Origin of the sequence: Pedococcus dokdonensis, from assembly GCF_900104525.1 — a bacterium.
Lineage (GTDB): Bacteria > Actinomycetota > Actinomycetes > Actinomycetales > Dermatophilaceae > Pedococcus > Pedococcus dokdonensis.
In genome coordinates this window covers 3,444,626-3,464,981 of the sequence record NZ_LT629711.1, presented here as the reverse complement: position 1 = coordinate 3,464,981, position 20,356 = coordinate 3,444,626, and the positions used below count along the sequence as shown (strand labels likewise).

Annotated in this window: 19 protein-coding genes; 6 read left to right on the top strand and 13 right to left on the bottom strand. The window is 71.5% G+C overall.

What is annotated here, in order from left to right; translation table 11 throughout:
• Positions 1 to 13: 13 nt before the first annotated feature.
• Positions 14 to 1,939 carry a propionyl-CoA synthetase gene (locus tag BLQ34_RS16320; protein ID WP_269457303.1) on the top strand — a complete coding sequence of 642 codons (1,926 nt, stop codon included), beginning with the start codon at positions 14 to 16 and terminating at the stop codon, positions 1,937 to 1,939.
• A gap of 10 nt (positions 1,940 to 1,949) precedes the next feature.
• Positions 1,950 to 2,873: an AEC family transporter gene (locus tag BLQ34_RS16315; protein WP_091787860.1), complete on the top strand. Its 924-nt coding sequence runs from the start codon at positions 1,950 to 1,952 to the stop codon at positions 2,871 to 2,873.
• 126 nt (positions 2,874 to 2,999) lie between these two features.
• Here the strand turns inward: BLQ34_RS16315 and BLQ34_RS16310 are convergent, their stop codons facing one another.
• Complete coding sequence (locus BLQ34_RS16310) at positions 3,000 to 4,595, bottom strand: helicase HerA-like domain-containing protein (protein WP_091790126.1); 1,596 nt, start codon at positions 4,593 to 4,595, stop codon at positions 3,000 to 3,002.
• A gap of 109 nt (positions 4,596 to 4,704) precedes the next feature.
• Between BLQ34_RS16310 and BLQ34_RS16305 the strand changes: the two genes are divergently transcribed.
• Together BLQ34_RS16305 and BLQ34_RS16300 are read left to right on the top strand one after the other, a co-directional pair.
• Complete coding sequence (locus BLQ34_RS16305; RefSeq protein ID WP_091787857.1) at positions 4,705 to 5,001, top strand: type II toxin-antitoxin system VapB family antitoxin; 297 nt, start codon at positions 4,705 to 4,707, stop codon at positions 4,999 to 5,001.
• 57 nt (positions 5,002 to 5,058) lie between these two features.
• Positions 5,059 to 5,589 (top strand): LytR C-terminal domain-containing protein, encoded by a 531-nt coding sequence (locus tag BLQ34_RS16300; protein ID WP_091787854.1) that lies wholly within the window; start codon positions 5,059 to 5,061, stop codon positions 5,587 to 5,589.
• A 63-nt stretch (positions 5,590 to 5,652) separates the two neighbouring features.
• Here the strand turns inward: BLQ34_RS16300 and BLQ34_RS16295 are convergent, their stop codons facing one another.
• On the bottom strand, positions 5,653 to 7,038 hold the full coding sequence (locus BLQ34_RS16295) for an ankyrin repeat domain-containing protein (RefSeq protein ID WP_091787851.1): 1,386 nt from the start codon (positions 7,036 to 7,038) through the stop codon (positions 5,653 to 5,655).
• Positions 7,039 to 7,213: 175 nt separating this feature from the next.
• Between BLQ34_RS16295 and BLQ34_RS16290 the strand changes: the two genes are divergently transcribed.
• On the top strand, positions 7,214 to 7,606 hold the full coding sequence (locus tag BLQ34_RS16290) for a hypothetical protein (RefSeq protein WP_091787848.1): 393 nt from the start codon (positions 7,214 to 7,216) through the stop codon (positions 7,604 to 7,606).
• On the opposite strand, the gene xylA is transcribed toward BLQ34_RS16290, so the two are convergent.
• The 6 genes from xylA to BLQ34_RS16260 all read right to left on the bottom strand — a co-directional run bounded on the left by xylA (position 7,599) and on the right by BLQ34_RS16260 (position 14,802).
• A complete protein-coding gene (gene xylA / locus BLQ34_RS16285) occupies positions 7,599 to 8,765 on the bottom strand; it encodes a xylose isomerase (protein WP_091787844.1) in 1,167 nt (388 codons plus the stop codon). The two genes, BLQ34_RS16290 and xylA, sit on opposite strands and share 8 nt — an antisense overlap.
• Entirely contained in the window at positions 8,762 to 9,847 is a 1,086-nt protein-coding gene (locus tag BLQ34_RS16280; protein ID WP_172829418.1) for a sugar phosphate isomerase/epimerase family protein, read from the bottom strand. Before BLQ34_RS16280 ends, xylA begins: the two co-directional genes overlap by 4 nt.
• 32 nt (positions 9,848 to 9,879) lie before the next feature.
• The gene (locus BLQ34_RS16275) at positions 9,880 to 11,076 is read right to left on the bottom strand and encodes a Gfo/Idh/MocA family protein (protein ID WP_091787841.1); all 1,197 of its coding nucleotides are present in this window, start codon (positions 11,074 to 11,076) and stop codon (positions 9,880 to 9,882) included.
• 9 nt (positions 11,077 to 11,085) lie between these two features.
• Positions 11,086 to 12,138: a substrate-binding domain-containing protein gene (locus tag BLQ34_RS16270; RefSeq protein WP_091787838.1), complete on the bottom strand. Its 1,053-nt coding sequence runs from the start codon at positions 12,136 to 12,138 to the stop codon at positions 11,086 to 11,088.
• Between the two features lie 73 nt (positions 12,139 to 12,211).
• Positions 12,212 to 13,288, bottom strand: coding sequence for an ABC transporter permease (locus BLQ34_RS16265; protein ID WP_091787835.1), 1,077 nt, complete (start codon positions 13,286 to 13,288; stop codon positions 12,212 to 12,214).
• Positions 13,285 to 14,802, bottom strand: coding sequence for a sugar ABC transporter ATP-binding protein (locus tag BLQ34_RS16260; RefSeq protein WP_231961326.1), 1,518 nt, complete (start codon positions 14,800 to 14,802; stop codon positions 13,285 to 13,287). The genes BLQ34_RS16265 and BLQ34_RS16260 overlap by 4 nt, the downstream gene beginning before the upstream one ends.
• Before the next feature lie 108 nt (positions 14,803 to 14,910).
• On the opposite strand from BLQ34_RS16260, the gene BLQ34_RS16255 reads away from it, so the two are divergent.
• Positions 14,911 to 16,110: an ROK family protein gene (locus tag BLQ34_RS16255; RefSeq protein ID WP_407946374.1), complete on the top strand. Its 1,200-nt coding sequence runs from the start codon at positions 14,911 to 14,913 to the stop codon at positions 16,108 to 16,110.
• Between the two features lie 100 nt (positions 16,111 to 16,210).
• Here BLQ34_RS16255 and BLQ34_RS16250 read toward each other — a convergent pair whose 3' ends face one another.
• The 5 genes from BLQ34_RS16250 to BLQ34_RS16230 all read right to left on the bottom strand — a co-directional run bounded on the left by BLQ34_RS16250 (position 16,211) and on the right by BLQ34_RS16230 (position 20,263).
• Entirely contained in the window at positions 16,211 to 17,068 is an 858-nt protein-coding gene (locus BLQ34_RS16250) for an ABC transporter permease subunit (RefSeq protein WP_091787832.1), read from the bottom strand.
• Entirely contained in the window at positions 17,061 to 17,996 is a 936-nt protein-coding gene (locus BLQ34_RS16245; RefSeq protein ID WP_091787829.1) for an ABC transporter ATP-binding protein, read from the bottom strand. The genes BLQ34_RS16250 and BLQ34_RS16245 overlap by 8 nt, the downstream gene beginning before the upstream one ends.
• Positions 17,993 to 18,286 (bottom strand): SHOCT domain-containing protein, encoded by a 294-nt coding sequence (locus BLQ34_RS16240; protein ID WP_157693109.1) that lies wholly within the window; start codon positions 18,284 to 18,286, stop codon positions 17,993 to 17,995. The genes BLQ34_RS16245 and BLQ34_RS16240 overlap by 4 nt, the downstream gene beginning before the upstream one ends.
• Positions 18,287 to 18,401: 115 nt before the next feature.
• Positions 18,402 to 19,076, bottom strand: a complete 675-nt coding sequence (locus BLQ34_RS16235; protein ID WP_091787826.1) for a response regulator transcription factor — start codon at positions 19,074 to 19,076, stop codon at positions 18,402 to 18,404.
• Entirely contained in the window at positions 19,073 to 20,263 is a 1,191-nt protein-coding gene (locus BLQ34_RS16230; RefSeq protein WP_197674727.1) for a sensor histidine kinase, read from the bottom strand. The genes BLQ34_RS16235 and BLQ34_RS16230 overlap by 4 nt, the downstream gene beginning before the upstream one ends.
• Between the last annotated feature and the right edge of the window lie 93 nt (positions 20,264 to 20,356).

Genomic DNA, 20,356 nt, shown 5'->3' with positions numbered 1-20,356 from the left:
GGGTCGCGGCCAGGTGGCCCACGATGTCGACATGGGCAACGGCAGCTACCACGCGGCATACCGGCAGAGCCTCGACGACCCGGCGACGTTCTGGGGCGACGCCGCCAAGGCGATCGACTGGATCACACCGCCCTCGCGCGTGCTGGACGACGACCGGCCGCCCTTCTACCGGTGGTTCACCGGTGGCACCCTCAACACCTGCTTCAACGCGCTCGACCGGCACGTCGCCGCGGGGCGCGGCGACCAGGCCGCGCTGCACTACGAGAGCCCCGTCACCGACACCCACCAGACGATCACGTATGCCGCGTTGCTCGACCGCGTGGCGACGTTCGCCGGTGCGTTGGCTTCGCTGGGTGTCGGCAAGGGCGACCGCGTCGTCATCTACATGCCGATGGTGCCCGAGGCGGTCGTGGCCATGCTCGCCTGTGCCCGGTTGGGGGCAGTGCACTCCGTCGTGTTCGGTGGCTTCGCGCCCGCCGAGCTCGCGGCCCGCGTCGAGGACGCCAAGCCCGTGGTCATCGTGGCGGCCAGCTGTGGGGTCGAGCCGACCCGCGTGATCGAGTACAAGCCGCTGCTCGACGCCGCGCTCGACCGCAGCTCGCACAAGCCGGAGGCGGTCATCGTCCTGCAGCGCGAGCAGGCGCGTGCGGCCGTGGGCGAGCGCGACACCGACTGGGAGGAGCTCGACTGGGACGAGCTCGTCGCCGACGCCGAGCCGGCGGACTGCGTCGAAGTGGCGGCCACCGACCCGCTCTACATCCTCTACACGTCGGGCACGACCGGCCGACCCAAGGGGATCGTGCGCGACAACGGCGGGCACGCCGTCGCGCTGCGCTGGTCGATGGGCAACATCTACGGCATCGAGCCGGGCGACACGTGGTTCACGGCCAGCGACGTGGGATGGGTCGTCGGGCACTCCTACATCGTCTACGCGCCACTGCTCACCGGCGCGACTTCCGTTCTCTACGAAGGGAAACCGGTCGGCACGCCGGACGCGGGCGCGTTCTGGAGGGTGATCGCCGAGCACGGCGTCAAGGCGATGTTCACCGCCCCCACTGCCTACCGGGCCATCAAGCGCGACGACCCCGACGGCGCCCTCATGAAGGCGCACGACCTCTCGTCGCTGCAGACGGTCTTCCTGGCCGGCGAGCGGCTCGACCCCGACACCTACGAGTGGGCGAGCCAGCGGCTGGGCGTGCCTGTCGTCGACAACTGGTGGCAGACCGAGACGGGCTGGCCGATCGCGGCGAACCTGCGCGGGCTCGAGCCGATGCCGATCAAGCCCGGCTCCCCGACCGTCCCCGTGCCGGGCTACGACGTGCGCATCCTCGGCGAGGGAGGGCGCGAGCTCGCCGCCGGTGACGAGGGCGCGATCTGCATCCGCCTGCCGCTCCCCCCGGGCACGCTGCCGACGCTCTGGGGCGACGACGACCGCTTCGTCGCCGGCTACCTGTCCGCCTTCTACGGCTACTACCTCACCGGTGACGGGGGGCTGGTCGACGCTGACGGCTACCTCTACGTCATGGGCCGCACCGACGACGTCCTCAACGTCGCGGGGCACCGGCTCTCGACCGGCTCGATCGAGGCCGCGCTGGCGGGACACCCCGCCGTCGCGGAGTGCGCGGTGATCGGCGTGCTGGATGAGCTCAAGGGTCAGGTGCCGCGTGCCCTGGTGGTGCTCAAGGCCGGGGTCGACGCCGCGGCCGACGGTGAGCAGATCGCCGCCGAGCTCAAGCAGCGGGTGCGTGACGAGGTCGGCGCCATCGCCTCGTTGCAGCGGGTCGACGTCGTGACGGCGCTGCCGAAGACGAGGTCGGGCAAGATCCTGCGCAAGACGATGCGTGAGATGGCCGACGGCCGCACCCCCACCGTGCCGGGCACGATCGAGGACGCATCGGTCCTCGAGACGCTGGCACCGGTGCTGTCGCCGCCCGCCTAACCTGTCGGGCGTGCAGGGAGTCCTCAACGGTTTCACCACCATCGGCCTGGTCATCGCCGTCGGTGCGCTGCTGGCCCACCTGCGGATCGTCGACCTGGGCGCCCAGCAGGTGCTGTCGCGGATCGCGTTCTTCGTCGCGAGCCCGGCGCTGATGGTGATCACCCTGTCGCGGGCCGACGTGCACCAGGTGCTCTCGGCGAACCTGGGCGCATCGGTGGCGGCGGTGGTCGTGGCAGCGGGGATCTACATCGCCCTGGCCCGCGCGGTCTGGCACCGGCGGATGGGTGAGACGACGATCGGGGCGCTCTCCGCGTCATACGTCAACGCCGGCAACCTGGGCATCCCGGTGGCGAGCTACGTGCTCGGCGACGCGGCCTTCGTCGCGCCCACGCTGCTGCTGCAGCTCCTGGTGCTCCAGCCACTGGCGCTGGCCTTCCTCGACGCCGACGCGCGCGGCGGCCGGTCCTCGTGGTGGCAGCTGCTGACCCGACCGGTCCGCAACCCACTCACCCTGGGGTCGCTCGCCGGGGTGGTCCTGTCGATCACCGGCTGGTCGCTGCCGACCGTGGTGGCGGCGCCGCTGGGGCTCCTCGGCGACATGGCCGTGCCGGCGATGCTCGTCGCCTACGGCATCGCGCTGCGGCTCGGCCCGGGGCTGGGCCGCGCGGGCTCGGTCGCCGAGCTGGTCACCACCTCGACCCTCAAGCTGCTCGTGCAACCGGCCGTCGCGTGGTTCGTGGCCAGCGTGCTGCTCGGCGTCGACGGCCACGCGCTGCTCGCGATCGTGGTGACCTCGGCGCTGCCCACCGCCCAGAACATCTTCGTGCACGCCACCCGCTACGACCGGGCCAGCGTGCTCGCGCGGGACACCATCCTGATCACGACGATCGGCGCGGTCCCGGTGATCCTGCTCGTGGCAGCCCTCCTCGGCTGACCCCGTCCGGTCCCCCGCAAACGCCCCCGGCGCCAGCTCATGCAAAAGGCGAGTTAGCGACGCCCGGCACCGTCGCTAACTCGCCTTTTGCATGAGCTGGCGACAGGTCCGGCGGGTATGGCGCGGCTAGCGGGAGCGGCGGGCGGTGCCGAAGATCGAACGGGTGATCTCGCGACCGATGACCGTGCCCGCCGAGCGCACCATCGACTTGAAGGCGCTCGACCGCACCACCTGCTCGACCATGCTCGGCTCCTCCTTGGCGGGGCGGGGGGCGCGGGCCGGCGCCTCCGCCTTGGGAGCCGGGGCGGGGGCCTGCTCCGGGGTCGGGGCGGCCTGCAGCCGCGCCTGGAGCTTCTCGTAGGCCGACTCGCGGTCCACCATCTGGGCGTACTTCGACCCGATCGTGGATGCGGCGATGACCTGCTGCACGGTGGCGTCGTCCGACGGCGCCATCAACGACTGCGGGGCGATCATCCGGGTCCACGCGACCGGGGTCGGGGCGCCTCGCTCGGACAGCACCGTGACGACGGCCTCACCCGTGCCGAGCGAGGTGAGCAGCTTGGCCAGGTCGTAGCCGCTGTGCGGGTAGGTGGAGACGGCGGCCTTGAGCGCCTTGGCGTCGTCGGGGGTGAACGCGCGCAGGGCGTGCTGCACCCGGTTGCCGAGCTGGGCCAGGACGTCCGACGGCACGTCCTTGGGCGACTGGGTGACGAAGAAGACGCCCACCCCCTTCGACCGGATCAGCCGCACGGTCTGCTCGATGGCGTCCTGGAACGCCTTGCTCGCGTCGTTGAAGAGCAGGTGCGCCTCGTCGAAGAAGAAGACCAGCTTGGGCTTGTCGACGTCGCCGACCTCGGGCAGGTCGTGGAAGAGGTCGGCCAGCAGCCACATCAGGAAGGTCGAGAACAAGGCCGGCCGGTCCTGCACCGCGGGCAGCTCGAGGCACGTGACCAGGCCCTTGCCGTCGGCGGCAGTCCGCAGCAGGTCCTGGGTGTCGAACTCGGGCTCACCGAAGAATGCCTCAGCGCCTTGGTCGGAGAACGCGATCAGCTCGCGCAGGATGACCCCGGCGGTCGCGGACGACAGCCCGCCGAGCGACTTGAGGTCGGCCTTGCCCTCGTCGGAGTTGAGGAACGCGATGACCTCGCGCAGGTCCTTGATGTCGAGCAGCGCGAGTCCGTTCTTGTCGGCGTAGTGGAAGACCAGCCCGAGGCTCGACTCCTGGGTCTCGTTGAGCCCCAACACCTTCGCCAGCAGGGTGGGACCGAAGGACGTGATGGTGGCCCGGATCGGGATACCGTTTCCGAGCCCGCCGAGCGAGAGGAACTCCGTCGGGTATGCCGTGCCGACCCACTGCTGCCCGACATCCGTCGCGCGGGCGGTGAGCTTGTCGTTCGGCTGTCCGGCCGTAGCCAGACCCGAGAGGTCACCCTTGATGTCGGCGAGGAAGACCGGCACCCCCTGGCCGGACAGCTGCTCGGCCATGAGCTGCAGCGTCTTGGTCTTGCCGGTGCCGGTCGCCCCGGCCACGAGTCCGTGCCGGTTGAGCGTCGACAGCGGGATGCGCACGGGCGCATCGGGGTAGGCCTTGCCGTCGATCACGGCGGCCCCGAAGTGGAGGGCTCCGCCCTCGAACGAGTACCCGGCGCGGATCTCGTCGAGCTGCGCGTTGCCCGCGCCAGCCGGCTCGGACGGGGAGGGCGAAGGCGTCGTCTCGGTCACCTTCGGCACTCTACTGGCGAGCCTCCGGGGACGGGCAGGTCAACCGCCGGGGCCGCGGCGGTGCGGTCGCGGCGGCGGCCCGCCCACGGCATACCCCTATGGTGGCGGGGTGATCTTCAAGAAGGTGGGCGAGGGGCGTCCCTACCCCGAGCACGGGAAGCAGTCGCCACGAGACTGGGCCGACGTGCCTCCGCGCATGGTGCGGCTCGACGAGCTGGTCACGACCAAGCGCACCCTCGACCTCGGTCACCTCCTCGCCGAGGACTCCACGTTCTACGGCGACCTGTTCGCGCACGTGGTCGAGTGGGAGGGCACGCTCTACCTCGAGGACGGGCTGCACCGGGCCCTTCGTGCGGCTCTTCAGCAGCGACCTACCCTCCACGCGCGGGTCCTCGTGCTTGACTGACCTCAGGCAACTGGCCCCAGCTGGTGGGGAGCCGCGCAGACGCGGGCGGAGGTGGGCATGAGCTACGTGGTCGAGTCGGGCGCGTCGCGAGCTCGTCGTACCCGTCGGCGGCGGGCCCTCATCACGCTCGGCGTCGTCGCGCTGATGCTGTTCTTCGCGTTCTGGTACGCGTACTCCTACTACCGCGCCAGCGACAAGGCGAATGCCTCGCCGAGCTCGAGCTGCACCGCCACCGCAACCTCCACGGCACGCACCCCGGGGCAGGTCACCCTCAACGTCTACAACGCCACCGATCGCACCGGGCTCGCCGCGAAGACCGCCGCCGACGTCCGCAAGCGCGGCTACAAGGTCTCCACGGTCAGCAACGACCCGCTCCAGAAGGACGTCAAGATCGCCGCGGAGGTGCGGTACGGACCGACGGGACGGGAGTCGGCCAAGCTGGTGCTCACCCTCGTGAAGGGCGCGAAGGGCGTCAAGGACAGCCGCACCGACTCCTCGGTCGACCTCGTGCTCGGGGCGAAGTTCACCGCCCTGGCCCCGGCGCCCAAGAACCCCTCGCCCGCCGGCGCGACGGGTTCATCCTGCTGACCGGCTGACGACCAGATCAGCGACCTTCGGCTGGCAAGGCCACGCGCTGGGTATGCCGCGTGGTCACCCACGGCGGCCGGCCTCGCGGAGGTGCGCGGCCAGGTCGACGTGACCGAAGTGCTCGGCCCAGTCGGCGGGCGTGCCCCCGAACCGCGTGTCGGTGACGTCGGGGTCGGCACCGAGCTCGAGCAACAGCTGCACCATCTCGCGGTCGCCCTGCCCGGCGGCGGCGTGCAGCCCGGTCTCCCACGGCTGGTCCGACGGCACGTCGGTGCGCGCCCGACGGTCGACGTCCCAGCCCAGCTCGACCGCGCGGCGCACAGCGGCGTGGTTGCCGTGGTGGGCGGCCCACGCGACCAGCCCCGGCCGTTCTCGGATCGCGCCCTGCACGAGGGCCGGGTCAGGGTTCGTGCCGGCGAGGACTGCGGCGACCACCCGCTCCTCGGGTGAGCTCGTGGCGTCTGCGCCCAGGCTGGCCAGCAGCTCCGCGGTGGTGACGTGACCCGCCGCGAGCGCTGCGGCATGAGCAGATCCGGCCTGCACGCCATACATCGTCACGGGGATGGCCGGGTCGACCCCGTGGGCCACGAGGAGCGCGACGCGCTCGTCCATGCCGTGCACGGCAGCCCACCCGAGCTGGCGTCCGAGCATCTCGGCGGGCGACATGGCCGCGCGACCGAGCCGGCGTCGCCAGGGGCCTCCGTCGCCGGTGCCGAGACCGAACTCGAAGAGCAGCTCCAAGTGGCTGTCGTCGCGTCGGAACTGCCGGTTGTAGAGGGTCTGGGCGTCGTTGGGGTCGGCGCCCGCTTCCAGCAGGGTGCGAGCCAGTGCGGGGCCGTGGGGGTGCGGCGGCTGGTCGCCCTCGCCCCTGCCGAAGCACCCGGTCAGGGCGGTGAACGGGCTCGGCAGCCCGTGCCACAGGTATCCCGTGTCGGGGTCCGCCCCGTGCTCGAGGAGCAGTCGCGCGCTCCCGAGCACCTGAGCCTCGGTGACGTGCGGGTCGTGCCGGGCATACGCGAGGTAGGCGAGCGGGGCCCACGCGAACGGGCCACCCTCCCGGGTCGCCGAGCCGTCGACGAGCAGCCGACGCAGGGCAGCCACGTCTGCGCGCGAGGCGGCGACGTGGACGGTGTCGACGGGCACCTGCATCGCGGCCGCCGCGGCCCAGCGCGCAGGGTCGTCGGCACCGTAGGTCAGGCTGCCCAGCCGGAGGAACTCGTCCCGCGGGTCGTCCTGCTCAGGCACCAGGTCGGGCGCCCGGCGGTACGAGCGCACCAGCTCGACGTACCTCTTCAGCGCCGGCCAGCTCGGGTAGCCGAACCGACGCGCGAGAACGCGCTGGGCGTCGGCCAGCTTCCACTCGGGGTGGTCGCGGCGGAGGTCCTTGGCCCGCTTGCGGAGCCAGCCGAGATCAGGGTCGTCGGGCAGGGAGAGCGGTGCATCGGCCATGTCGGCCTCCTTCGCAGCCCGGCGGTCCGCGGCGCCAGGCGAAGGAGGTGGACGAGGTGGGTCTGCTCCGGTGTTGCTCAGGTGGGCTCTGCCCTCTCCGCGGACCGGTTGCGCCCTGACGCGCGCTGCCAGCCTACGCCGGGTGGGCGGGGGAACGGGCACGTAGGCTCGACGCATGATCTCGGTGGAGCTGTCGAGGCGCCTCAACCAGGGCGGCGTGCTGTGGGAGCCCGCGCCCGGAGACCGGTTCACCATCGACCAGCCCAACGTGGTCGGCGAGGTGTTCTGGATCAGCCACCTGACGATCGACGTGCACACCTTCAAGGGTCAGCCGTTGCTCGGCTTCAACGGCACGACCGAGTGGGCGCTCGACTCGGTCACCCTCGACACCGCGCTGTGGTTGCCGCGCGAGGACCAGCTCCGCGAGCTCATCGGCGAGCGGCTGGAGTCGTTGGGCCGCGAGGACGGGCAGTGGGTGGTGACGGTCGCCGGGGAGGAGGGTCGCGAGACCTACGCCGATCCCGACGCCGAGTGCGCCTACGCGCTCGCGCTCCTCAGCCTCACCTGACGCCGTAGAGGTGTTCCAGCGCGAGCTGGTCGAGGTGCTCGAACGCCATCCCGCGGGCTGCGGCCTGCTCCGGGTCGAACGACTCCGACGTGTCGGCGCGCAGCTCGGCGAGCGACTCCCCCGCACCGACCGTCGGCGTCGCGAGCTGGTCGAGCCGGGCCGCCGCCAGGGCCGCCTGCACCTCGGGGTCCGCCCGGAAGGCCCGCGACTTCTCCTTGAGGATCAGGTAGTTGCGCATGCAGCCGGCCGCTGACGCCCAGACGCCGTCCATGTCCTCGGTGCGCGGCGGCTTGAAGTCGAAGTGCCGCGGGCCGTGGTAGCCGCCGTGCTCGACCACGTCGACGGTCCAGAAGGCGCCACGCGCGTTGCCCGCCCCGAATCGCAGGTCCTGGTCGAACCGAGGGCCGTGCTGGCCGTTGAGGTCGAGGTGGAAGAGCTTGCCGTGCCACAGGGCCTGGGCGATGCCGTGGGCGTAGTTGAGCCCGGCCATCTCCTCGTGGCCGACCTCGGGGTTGAGGCCGACGAGCTCGGGGTGCTCGAGCTCGTTGATGAACGCGAGGGCGTGCCCGATGGTCGGCAGCAGGATGTCGCCGCGCGGCTCGTTCGGCTTGGGCTCCAGCGCGAACTGCAGGTCGTAGCCCTGGGCGAGCACGTAGTCGCCCAGGATGTCGAAGGCCTCCTTGTAGCGGTCGAGGGCCGCCCGGACGTCCTTGGCGGCGCCGGACTCGGCTCCCTCTCGACCGCCCCAGGCGACGAAGGTCCTGGCGCCCAGCTCGACGGCGAGGTCGATGTTGTCGGCCACCTTGCTGATCGCGAACCGGCGGACGTCACGGTCGTTGTTCGTGAATCCACCGTCGCGGAACACCGGGTGCGAGAAGAGGTTGGTGGTGACCATCGGCACGGTGAGACCGGTGTCGGCCAACGCCTTCCGGAACGGCGTCAGGTGGTCGAGCCGCTCCTGCGTGCTCGCGCCGAACGGCATGACGTCGTCGTCGTGGAAGGTGATGCCCCACGCGCCGAGGTCCGACAACCGGTGGACCGCCTCGGCCGGGTCGAGCGGCGGCCGGACCGCGCCGCCGAAGACGTCGACGCCCTGCCAGCCGACGGTCCAGAGCCCGAAGGAGAAGTGGTCGTCGCGGGTGGGGGTGAAGTCGGTCATGCGTCGCTCCCTGCCTGGTCGGTGGCCGCTGGCTCGGTGGTCGCCTCGTCCGTGATCGCGCCGTTGGTCGGCTCGTCCTTGCTGGAGCTGAACGCGGCGTCGAACGCCGCCTCGGGGCGTTCGAATGCGAGCCGGCGGACGAAGCCGACCGCCTCCGCCGCGCCGAGCAGACGGTCCATCCCGGCGTCCTCCCACTCCACCGAGATCGGCCCGTCGTAGCCGATCGCGCCGAGCGTGCGGAAGCAGTCCTCCCAGGGCACGTCGCCGTGGCCGGTCGACACGAAGTCCCAGCCCCGTCGGGGATCGGCCCAGGGCAGGTGGGACGACAGTCGACCGTTGCGGCCGTTGCCGATCCGCATGCGGACGTCCTTGCAGTCGACGTGGTAGATCCGGTCCTGGAAGTCCCAGATGAACGCTGCGGGGTCGAGGTCCTGCCACACCATGTGTGACGGGTCCCAGTTCAGCCCGAACGCCGGCCGGTGCCCGATCGCCTCGAGCGTGCGGACCGTGGACCAGTAGTCGTAGGCGATCTCGCTCGGGTGCACCTCGTGCGCGAACCGCACGCCGACCTCGTCGTAGACGTCGAGGATCGGGTTCCAGCGGTCGGCGAAGTCCTGGTAGCCGGCCTCGACCGTCTCCGCGGACACCGGCGGGAACATCGCGACGTACTTCCAGACCGCCGAACCGGTGAACCCGATCACGACGTCCACGCCCAGCTTCGCAGCGGCCCGAGCGGTGTCGGCCATCCGCTGCGCGGCCCGCTGCCGGACCCCCTCGGGGTCGCCATCGCCCCAGATGTCGGCCGGGAGGATGTCGCGGTGCCGCTGGTCGATCGGGTCGTCGCAGACCGCCTGGCCGACGAGGTGGTTGGAGATGGCCCACACGCCCAGCCCGTGCCGCTCGAGGATCTCGCGCCGCCCGGCCACGTAGTCGTCCTCGGCCAGGGCACGGTCGACCTCGAAGTGGTCACCCCAGCAGGCGATCTCGAGCCCGTCGTAGCCCCACGAGGCAGCCAGCCGGCACACCTCCTCGAAGGGGAGGTCGGCCCATTGTCCGGTGAAGAGGGTGATCGGTCGTGCCACGTCGTCCTCCAGGGTCGGGTATGCGGTGCGGTTCAGTGTGTCGGGGCGGGTTGCTCGATGGGGGTCCACGCCGCCCCGCTGGCCGCGCTGGTCTCGACGGCGTCGAGGGCGCGCTGGATGGCGAGTCCGTCCGCGAAGGAGGGCTCGGGGTCGCGGTCCTCGCCGATGGCGGTGAGGAGGTCGACGGCCTGGTGGGTGAACCCGTGCTCGTAACCCAGTCCGTGACCGGCCGGCCACCACGCGGCGACATACGGGTGCTCCGGCTCGGTGACGACGACGCGCGTGAAGCCCGCCTCGGTCGCCGGCGTGGCGCCGTCGAAGAACTGCAGGACGTTCATGTCCTCGAAGTCGAAGGCGATGCTGCCGCGAGATCCGTTGAACTCCAGACGGATCGAGTTCTTCCGTCCCGTCGCGAACCGGGTCGCCTCAAAGGTCGCCAAGGCGCCGCCGGTGAACCGCCCGACGAAGACCGCAGCGTCGTCGACGGTCACCTGTCCACGGCCATCGCTGACCTCCGCCCGCAGGCCGTGGACCGCCCCGGGGAGGGGACGCTCCTTGACGAAGGTCTCGGTGATGGCGCTGACCCCTGCGAGCTGCTCGCCGGTGACGAACTGGGTCAGGTCGATGATGTGCGCCCCGATGTCACCGAGGGCCCCGGACCCGGCGCGGTCCTTCTGGAGGCGCCAGGTCAGGGGAGACTCCGGATCGACGAGCCAGTCCTGCAGGTACTGGGCCCGGACGTGGCGGATCTCACCGATTCGCCCGTCCCGCACCAGCTTTCGCGCGTGCGCGATGGCGGGCACCCGTCGGTAGGTGAACCCGACCATGGAACGGATGCCGTCGGCGCGAGCGCGCTCGGCGGCCTCCGCCATGGCCAGGGCCTCCTCCACGGTGTTGGCGAGGGGCTTCTCGCACAGCACGTGCTTGCCTGCGGCGAGGGCGGCGAGGGCGATCTCGGCATGGGTGTCGCCCGGGGTGCAGATGTCGACGAGGTCGACGTCGTCCCTCGCGATGAGGGCCCGCCAGTCGGTCTCGACGTGCTGCCACCCGAACCGCCGCGCCACCTCCCCGGCCGCCGCGCCGTCGCGCCCGCCGATGGCGACGAGCTCGGGACGCAGGGCCGGGTCGAAGAAGCTGCTGGCGTTCCGCCACCCCTGCGAGTGGGCCATGCCCATGAAGGAGTAGCCGATCATGCCGATCCCGAGGGTCGGCCGGTCGTGTGAGGGCATCGGATCAGGTCAGGACTTGAAGCCGAGCGGCAGGTACTTGTCGACGTTCTCCTTGGTCACCACGGGGGCGTTGAGGACGATCCGTCGGGGCACCTCGACCTGGACCAGGTCCGACAGGCCCTTCTGCTGCACCAGCAGGCGGGCCAGCCGGACGCCGTCAGCGGCCTGGGTGGGCGGGTAGATCACCGTGGCCTCCATCTTGCCGTCCTTGATCCACTGCATGGCGTTGGAGGAGCCGGCACCACCGATGAAGGCGAACTCGTGGCGGTTGGCGTTGTCGAAGGCCTGCATGACGCCGATGCCCTGGTCGTCGTCGTGGTTCCAGATGATGTCGATCTTCTTGGCCGCCTGGAGCAGGTTGGAGGCCTCCTTCTCGCCGGACTCGACGGTGAACTGGGCCGCGACCCGGTTGTCGACCGTCTGGCCACAGGACTTGAGCGCGTCGGCGAAGCCCTTGCTGCGGTCCTGGGTGAGCGGGAGGGCGTCGATGCCGGCGATCTCGGCGATGACGGGGTTGCTGAGGTTCTTGTCCTTGACGACCTTGCAGGCGTAGGTGCCGGCGCTGACGCCCATGCCGTAGTTGTCGCCGAGGATCGTGGTGCGCGCGGCGAACGGGCTGGAGAACTCTCGGTCCACGTTGACGACCTGGATCCCGGCGTTCATCGCCTTGGTGGCGACCTCGGTCAGGGCCGCACCGTCGGTGGGCAGGAGCACGATCGCGTCGACCTTGTCGTTGATGAAGGTCTCGATCTGGCTGATCTGCTGGCTCGCGTCGTTGGTGCCCTCGGCGGTACGGAACTCGATGTCGGAGTACTTCCCGGCCTCGGCCTTGGCGGCGCTGTTGATCGCGCCGAGCCAGCCGTGGTCGGCGGCCGGACCGGAGAAGCCGATGACGACCTTGTCGCCGGGGGCGTCGTTGTCGCTGGCCGCGCGGGGCGCGCTGCTCGAGGAGCTGGTGTCCTCGGCGGTGTTGCCGGTGCACCCGGTGGCGACGACGGCGAGGATGCCGAGCCCTGCTGCGACGCGGACGCCGCGAGACCGGGTGGAGTGAAGGACGGTCATGGTTCTCTCTCTTCTTTGAGATGGCGAGCGGTGGAGGTGCGGGTATGCCGGTGGTGTGGGTCGGGGTGAGCGGTCAGGTCTTGTGGGTGCGGCCGGCGACCCGCTGCTGGAGCAGCACGGCGGCGATGATGATCGCCCCCTTGGCGACGGCCTGGGTCGAGGTGTCGAGGTCGTTGAGCGTGAAGACGTTCGACAGGGTGGTGAAGATGAGCACGCCGATGACGGTGCCGACGATGGTGCCGCGTCCACCGCTGAGGAGGGTGCCGCCGATGACGACGGCCGCGATCGACTCGAGCTCGTAGAGCCCGCCGTGGGTCGAGGTCCCGGTGGCGGTGCGGGCCATGATCATCACCGCCGCGATGCCGCAGGCCACGCCCAGCAGCACGTAGAGCGAGGCCGTGTGGCGCTGGACCCTGATGCCCGCGAGCCGGGCCGCCTCGGGGTTGCCTCCCACGGCGAGGGTGCGACGACCGAACGTCGTGCGGTTGAGCAGCAGCCAGCCGGCGGCCGCCACGAGCGCGAAGATGATGACGAGGACCGGCACCCCGAGGACGCTGCCGTTGAAGAACTCGATGAAGCCGCGGTCCTCGATGATCTGGGTGCGGCGCTTGGCGATCACCTCGGCCAGCCCTCGGGCCGCAGCGAGCATGGCCAGCGTGACGATGAACGGCGCTATCCGCCCGTAGGCGACCAGCACCCCGTTGACGAGGCCGCACGCGGCTCCGACCACGACCGCCGTGAAGACCATGACGACCCAGTGGGTGTCGGCGGCCATGGCCTGGGTCGCAACCGTGGTGGCCCACACCGACGACAGGGCGACGATCGCACCGACGGAGAGGTCGATGCCGCCACCACAGATCACGAAGGTCATCCCGATGCTGACGACGCCGATCACGGAGGCGAGCCGCAGGATCGTCATCGCGTTGGCCAGGGTGCCGAAGCGGTCGCCCGCGGTGGCCAGCCCCACGACACAGAGCAGGACCAGGGCGATGATCAGCCCGAGGTTTCGTCCGGCGGGGCTGGCGAGCACGGCAGCGAGCCGGCTCTGCTGGGGCGCCTCTGCAGCGACGGTCTGCTGCCGGTCCGGGTCCGGGGCGGGCGTGCCGCTGCGTCCCGGGGTGCCGTTCTCGGCGGTGGCGTCGACGCTCATGCGGCGTCTCCTCTCATGATGATGTCGAGCACCCCGTGCTCGTCGATCTCGGTGCTCGGGCCTTCGTGCAGGACGGTGCCCTCACCGACGACCAGGACGCGGTCGGACAGGCCGAGGACCTCCTCGATCTCGCTGGACACCACGACCACGGCCACGCCGCTGTCGGCGAGCCGTCGCACGAGCGCGTAGATCTCGGAGCGGGCGCCGACGTCGACGCCGCGGGTGGGTTCGTCGAGCAGCAGGACCTTGCAGTCACGCAGCAGCCACCGCGCGAGGACGACCTTCTGCTGGTTGCCACCCGAGAGCGTGCGCATCTCCGCGTCGACCTTGCTCGGGCGCACGTCGAGCGCCTTGACCTGCTGCTCGGCAGCCTCGCGCTCACCGACCCGGTCGAGCCACCCGGCCCGGCCGAACCTGGCAAGGCTGGCCAGCGAGATGTTGCGGGCCACGGAGTCGCCCAGCACCAGGGCCTGGCTCTTGCGCTCCTCCGGACAGAGGCCCACGCCCGCACTCACGGCAGCATCGACCGAGCCCGGCCGGAGCGTGCGACCCCCCACCGTCACGGTGCCCTGGTCGGCCTTGCGCGCCCCGAAGACCGTCTCGACGATCTCGGACCGCCCCGCCCCCACGAGCCCGGCCAGACCGACGACCTCGCCGGGGCGGACGTCGAAGCTGACGTCGGAGAACTCGCCCGCGCGGGTCAGCCCGGAGACCGACAACAGGGGCTCGGTCGCGGTGACGCCGGGGCGCGGCGGGAAGACGTACTCGATCGCCCGCCCCGTCATCAGCCGGATCACCTCCGAGGTGGGGGTCTCGCGAGCCGGGAGCCCGGTGGCCACCGTGGCACCGTCCTTGAGGACGGTCACGCGATCACCGATCGTGCGGATCTCCTCCAGCCGGTGCGAGATGTAGATGACGGCGACGCCGTCGGCGGTGAGGTCGCGGATGACCGTGAACAGCCGCTCCACCTCCCCGCTGTCGAGCACCGCGGACGGCTCGTCCATGACGATGAGGCGGGCGTCGCGGGACAGGGCCCTCGCCATGCTCACGATCTGCTGTCCCGCGGCGGAGAGGCTGCCCACCTCTGCCGAGGGCGAGATCTCGGGGTGGCCGAGCCGGGCCATCAGGGCCGCCGTCTCGCGCGCGGCGTCGGCGCGGCGGGAGAAGCCGAACCGGGTCCGCTCGTGCCCGAGGAAGATGTTCTCGGCCACGGTCAGGCCCTCGACGAGGTCGAGCTCCTGGTAGATCGTGGCGATGCCGAGGTCCATGGCTGCCTGCGGGTGGGACAGCTGGATGTCGGTGCCGTTCCACGCGATCCGACCCTCGTCGGGCGCGTGCACACCGGCCAGCACCTTGATCAGCGTGGACTTGCCGGCGCCGTTCTGCCCGAGCAGGCAGTGCACCTCACCCGGCAGCACCTCGAGGTCGACCCCACGGAGGGCGACCACGCCGGGAAAGCGTTTGACGATGTCGGCCATCACCAGCAAGGGCGAGGCGCCGGTGCCTCGGGTCATGGTGGCCAGCGTGGAGCACTTTTGTTCGCTCGTCAAGCAAAAGTTTGAACTCAACCCGAATCATCTGCCTGACGTGCCGCGAGAAGTGCCCTGTGCTTCACTACCTCCGTGAACAGCACGAGCGCACTCACCAGCGTCGCCGGACCGTCGGGTGCCGGCGACCTGTTGCAACTCATGCGTGACGGCACACCCCGCACCCGCGCGGAGCTCATCCAGCTCACCGGGCTGGCTCGCTCGACCGTGGGCAGCCGCGTCGACGCGCTCCTGGCGGCTGGCCTGCTGGCGCCCTCCGGCGAGGCCGCCTCCACCGGTGGCCGTCCCCCCGCCCGGTTCGCCTTCAACCCCCGGGCCCGCGTCGTCCTCGGCGCCGACATCGGCGCCACCCACTCCCTCGTGGCACTCACCGACCTCAGCGGGGCGGTCATCGCCGAGCGGGCCGAGCGCCTCGACATCACGCTCGGGCCCCGCCCCGTCCTCGACTCCCTCGTCCGCACCGGCAAGGCCCTGCTGAAGTCGGCCGGACGCACCCGTCGTGACCTCGCCGGCGTGGGCATCGGCCTGCCGGGACCGGTCGAGCACTCGACGGGCAAGCCCGCAGCTCCGCCGATCATGCCGGGCTGGGACGGCTACGACGTGCCCGCCCACGTCTCGGCCGGGCTGGGCGCCCCGGTCCTGGTCGACAACGACGTCAACATCATGGCGCTCGGCGAGCACGCAGCCGTCTACCCCGACGTCGAGCACCTCGTCTTCGTCAAGGTCGCGACCGGTATCGGCGCCGGCATCATCAGCGGCGGCCGGCTCCACCGTGGTGCCAGGGGCGCGGCCGGCGACCTCGGCCACGTCGCCGCACCCCACGGCGGCGATGCCCTCTGCACCTGTGGCAACGTCGGTTGCCTGGAGGCCATCGCGAGTGGTCCGGCGATCGTGAAGGCGTTGCGGGCCGAGGGGATCGAGGCCTCAGACAGCCGAGGGGTCGTCGAGCTGGTGCGCGCAGGTGACGTCACGACGGCGCACGCCGTCCGGCAGGCTGGCCGCGACATCGGCGAGGTGCTGGCGACCTGCGTCAGCATGCTCAACCCGTCGGTCATCGTCGTCGGCGGGATCCTGGCGCAGTCGGCGGAGAGCCTGCTCGCAGGGGTCCGCGAGGTCGTCTACGGGCGCTCGCTGCCGCTCGCCACCGGCGACCTGCAGATCGTCGCCGCACGCACCGGCGACCACGCCGGTGTGCTCGGCGCGGCCACCATGGTGATCCAGCACGTGCTCTCGTCGGAGCAGGTCGAGGTGCAGCTCGCCGGTCTCGCCGGCTGAGCAGGACCCCGCACGCGTTGCGTCCCGGTCGTCATCCCGACCTCGTCCTCGGGCCGTCGTCGACGGCTGTGGCGCAACAGGTGGTTGGCCACCTGCCGGCTCAGGCCGCCACGTCGCGGCGCCGACCGACGACCAGGATCGCGAGCGCAGCCAGCGCGAGGTAGGCGGTCACCGTCGCCAGGCCCCGGCCACCGCTGACGGCGGACTGCACCCCTGGCGGCAACGGCCCGACCTGCGTCGGGAGCACCGAGCCGATCAGCGACCCGGAGCTGACACCCGGCAGGACGTCGCGCAACGGCTGGAGCGAGGTCAGCGACGTTCGCGCCACCGCGGAGACGAGGTTCTCGATGCCGAGGATCCACACCACCCCCAAGCCGATCGGCAGCGCGACCGAGCGCAGCAGCACGCCGGCGACGGCACCGAGGGAAGCCCACATGGCCATCACCAACCAACCGGATCCGAGTCCCGCGGCGAGGTCGGCCACCGAGGGCCACGCGACGACCTGGTCCTCGGCCTGCGCGATCCCGAACGAGCTGGCCGCGCAGGTGAGGAAGAGGGCGAGCACCCCCGCACCGACCGCGACGACCAGGGCGACCAGCTGGCCGCCGAAGACCGTGGTGCGGCGGGGCCCCTGGGTGAGGAGCGTCTTCACGGTGCCACCGGTGAACTCGTTGCCGGTGACGAGTGCGCCGAGCACGAGGGCGAGCGCGCCCGTGAACACCGGGAAGGCGCCCGTCGTGTTGGTGACGACCTGGTCGGGCAGGGTGCCGGCGAGCAGCTGGGCACCGGTCTGGCCGTCGGTCATCGCATTCCCCGACCCGTTCTTGGAGGACAGGTAGGGGATCACGAAGCCGAACACCTGGTTCAGCGTGATGCCAGCGACGAGCAGGACCCAGGTCGCGGGTCGGCGCCCGAGCTTGGCCAGCTCGGCGCGGGTGACGTCGACGAGGTCAGACATGGCTCAGCTCCTTCTGGTCGGTGCTGCCGTCGTGGTGCGTGGTGAGGTCGAAGAAGACGTCCTCCAGCTCGCGCTCGGCACGGCGCACGCCCGTGACCGACACCCCGGCGTGCACGAGGGCGCGGGTGATCTCGGCCGTGTGCCGCACGCCCACCGAGACCAGCAGCCGACCGTCCTCGACGCGCACCCGCTCGACGAAGGTCAGCGCCCGCAGGGTGGCGAGGGCGGTGTCCGACGGGGTGGCGACGAGCTCCAGCTCGGTCTCCCCGCGCAGCTGCTCGACGGTGCCCTCGCTGACGATGCGGCCGCGGTCGATGACGGCCACCCGTTCGCAGATCTGCTGGACCTCGCCCATCAGGTGGCTCGACAGGATCACCGTCCGGCCCTGCCGCCCCAGGTCGACGATCAGCTCGCGCATGTCACGCATCCCCTGCGGGTCCAGGCCGTTGGTGGGTTCGTCGAGGATGACCAGCTCGGGGTCCTTGAGCAGGGCCGCGGCGACTCCGAGGCGCTGCTTCATCCCGAGCGAGTAGGAGCCGAACTTGTCCCCGGCCCGATCGGCGAGCCCGACCGCCTCCAGCGCCGGACCCACGCCGGAAGCCGGCACGCCGGCATACCGGGCGATGGTCCGGAGGTTGGTGCCACCGGTGAGGTAGGGGTAGAACCCCGGTCCCTCGATGAGGGATCCGATGCGGCGCAACGACTTCGGGTCTCCGGCGGCCCGGCCCAGGACCGAGACGGTCCCGCTCGTCGGACGGATCAGGCCGAGCAGCATGCGCAGCGTGGTCGTCTTGCCAGCGCCGTTGGGACCGAGGAACCCGAAGACCTCCCCGCGGCGGACGGTCAGGCTGACACCGTCCACCGCGGCGAGCGACCCGTAGGTCTTGGTCAGGTCGCGGATCTGCACGACGTCGTCGACGGCTGTCACGACGACCCCATCCGCTTGAGCGTGCTGAGCCGGCGCTCGTACTCCTGCTCGTCGATCTCGCCGGCGGCGTAGCGCTCGGCCAGCTTCGCCTCGCCTGCCCGGGTGCCGGCGAAGCCCTGCACCTGGCGCCAGCGGCGGATGCCGAAGAAGCGGAACGACGCGAAGAGGCCGACGATGAGCAGCAACCAGAGGAAGGGGAAGATCGGCCACCAGGGACCGGGCCCGTAGTAGTGGTCGGGATGGGCGACGAGGCTTGCCGCGGTGGTTGCGTTGGCGATGAGGGTGGTCATGGTGACTCCTTGGTCGGATCGTTGATACCTCGATCCTGCGCGGTGCCAATGCTTTTCGAATCCCACCAGGGGCGACACCTCGTCTGCTCCCGCGGAGGTATGCCGGGACGCGCGACTACTCCTGCGACCACCCGGGCCGCACGAGTCCCGACTCGTAGGCGAGCACCACGAGCTGGGCGCGGTCGCGCACGTGCAGCTTCACCATCGACCGGCTCACGTGGGTCTTGGCCGTCGCCGGGCTGAGGAAGAGGCGCTGGGCGATCTCCTCGTTGTTGAGCCCCTCGCCGACCAGGGCGACGACCTCACGCTCGCGGTCGGTGAGCTCGCCGAGCCGGTCGGCTGCGGGCGCCGCGTGCGGACGGCTGCGGGTCGCGAACTCCCCGATCAACCGGCGGGTCACGCCGGGCGACAGGAGCGCGTCGCCGCTCGCGACGGCCCGCACCCCGCGCAGCAGCTCGGCGGGTGCGGTGTCCTTCACCAGGAACCCGCTCGCACCGATCCGCACTGCCTCGAAGACGTACTCGTCGAGGTCGAACGTGGTCAGCATGACCACCCGCGTGCCCGACAGCCCCTCGTCGGCGGCGATCCGCCGGGTCGCCTCGAGCCCGTCCGTCCCCGGCATCCGGATGTCCATCAGCACCACGTCGGGCTCGGTCTCGCGGACCAGCGCCACGGCCTCGGCGCCGTCGGACGCCTCTCCCACGACCTCGATGTCGTCCTCGGCGTCGAGCAGTGCCCGGATCCCGGCCCGCAGCAGGGCCTGGTCGTCGGCGAGCACCACGCGGATCATCGCTGGCCCCCGGTCGGCAGGTCGGCCTCGACGCGCAGGCCGCCGCTGGCCGCCGCTGTCACCCGCAGCTCGCCCCCCAAGGCACGGGCGCGCTCCTGCATGCCGCTGATCCCGTTGCCCTGCACCAGGTCTGCGAGTCGAGCGGCTCCGTCACCGTCGTCCACGACCGTCACCGTGAGCACCTCGTCACCGTAGTCGAGGGTCACCTCGGCGCGCGTCGCGTGGGCGTGCCGGACGATGTTGGTGATCGCCTCCTGCACGATCCGGTACGCCGCGAGCTCCACCGCCGCCGTGACCGGCCGTTCCGTGCCGGTCACCGTCTTGGTCACCCGGAGCCCGGCGTGACCGCTGCGGTCGACGATGTCGTCAAGGCCGGCGAGGTTGGCCACCGGCGAGCGCGGTGCCGGGGCACCGTCGAGGCGCAGCACGTCGATGAGCGAACGCAGCTCGGTGAGCGCCTCCTTGCTCGCGTCGCGGATCGCGACGAGGGCGGGCTCGACCTGCTCGGGCCGGCGGTCGGCCAGGTGCAGGGCGACACCGGCCTGCACGTTGATGAGCGACATGTGGTGTGCCACGACGTCGTGCAGCTCCTGGGCGATCCGCAGCCGCTCCTCCCCCGCCTGCCGCAGCCGGGTCTCGCGAGCGGCCTGGCGGAAGCTGGCAGCCCGTTCCCGCCAGCTGCGGCCCACCTCACCGGCCGCCAGCACCACCAGGGTCCACGCCACCAGGCCGCCGAACGCCTGCCACGACCACGGCCCGGCGTCGAGGACCAGCCGGCCGAGGGCCTCGCCGGCAAGCACGGTCGCAGCGCCCGCCCAGGCCGCGAACCGGCGTCCGCGCACCACGCTGGCGAAGAGCACGATCGCGAGGCCGAGGAACACCGGCCCGTAGGCGTAGCCGCGCGCGAGGTAGGCCGCTGCCGCGAGGGCGGTCGCCCCCAGCGCAGGGACCGGGAACCTCCTGAGCACCGTGATCGCGACCGGTGCGACGAGGAGCAGCCCGACCGCGAGCGCATCGAGGGCGCGGCGCTGGGGCTGTCCGTGCGAGGCCCCGGCGCTCCCGCCCACCTGGACCAGCGCGACGACGAGCGCAAGGAGATACCGCGCGGCCGGTGTCGTCTGCCGCGTGCCGACACTGCGCCCCCGCATCCACGGTGGTCCCCAGTCGGGATCGGCGGGCTCACGCATGTCCGTCAGCGTAGGGAACTGGCGCGGGTCGCGGCGTCCCCCCGCAGGGGCAACGCGGCATACTCCCGCGGGCGTAGGGCCCGGCTCACGGCG

Excerpts from the sequence above, each read along its gene's own strand:
- BLQ34_RS16260 (WP_231961326.1), bottom strand. The coding sequence starts at position 14,802 with ATGACCCGAGGCACCGGCGCCTCGCCCTTGCTGGTGATGGCCGACATC.
- BLQ34_RS16270 (WP_091787838.1), bottom strand. The coding sequence starts at position 12,138 with ATGACCGTCCTTCACTCCACCCGGTCTCGCGGCGTCCGCGTCGCAGCA.
- xylA (WP_091787844.1), bottom strand. The coding sequence starts at position 8,765 with ATGACCGACTTCACCCCCACCCGCGACGACCACTTCTCCTTCGGGCTC.
- BLQ34_RS16230 (WP_197674727.1), bottom strand. The coding sequence starts at position 20,263 with ATGCGTGAGCCCGCCGATCCCGACTGGGGACCACCGTGGATGCGGGGG.
- BLQ34_RS16250 (WP_091787832.1), bottom strand. The coding sequence starts at position 17,068 with ATGTCTGACCTCGTCGACGTCACCCGCGCCGAGCTGGCCAAGCTCGGG.
- BLQ34_RS16240 (WP_157693109.1), bottom strand. The coding sequence starts at position 18,286 with ATGACCACCCTCATCGCCAACGCAACCACCGCGGCAAGCCTCGTCGCC.
- BLQ34_RS16290 (WP_091787848.1), top strand. The coding sequence starts at position 7,214 with ATGATCTCGGTGGAGCTGTCGAGGCGCCTCAACCAGGGCGGCGTGCTG.
- BLQ34_RS16275 (WP_091787841.1), bottom strand. The coding sequence starts at position 11,076 with ATGCCCTCACACGACCGGCCGACCCTCGGGATCGGCATGATCGGCTAC.
- BLQ34_RS16265 (WP_091787835.1), bottom strand. The coding sequence starts at position 13,288 with ATGAGCGTCGACGCCACCGCCGAGAACGGCACCCCGGGACGCAGCGGC.
- BLQ34_RS16235 (WP_091787826.1), bottom strand. The coding sequence starts at position 19,076 with ATGATCCGCGTGGTGCTCGCCGACGACCAGGCCCTGCTGCGGGCCGGG.
- BLQ34_RS16300 (WP_091787854.1), top strand. The coding sequence starts at position 5,059 with ATGAGCTACGTGGTCGAGTCGGGCGCGTCGCGAGCTCGTCGTACCCGT.
- BLQ34_RS16295 (WP_091787851.1), bottom strand. The coding sequence starts at position 7,038 with ATGGCCGATGCACCGCTCTCCCTGCCCGACGACCCTGATCTCGGCTGG.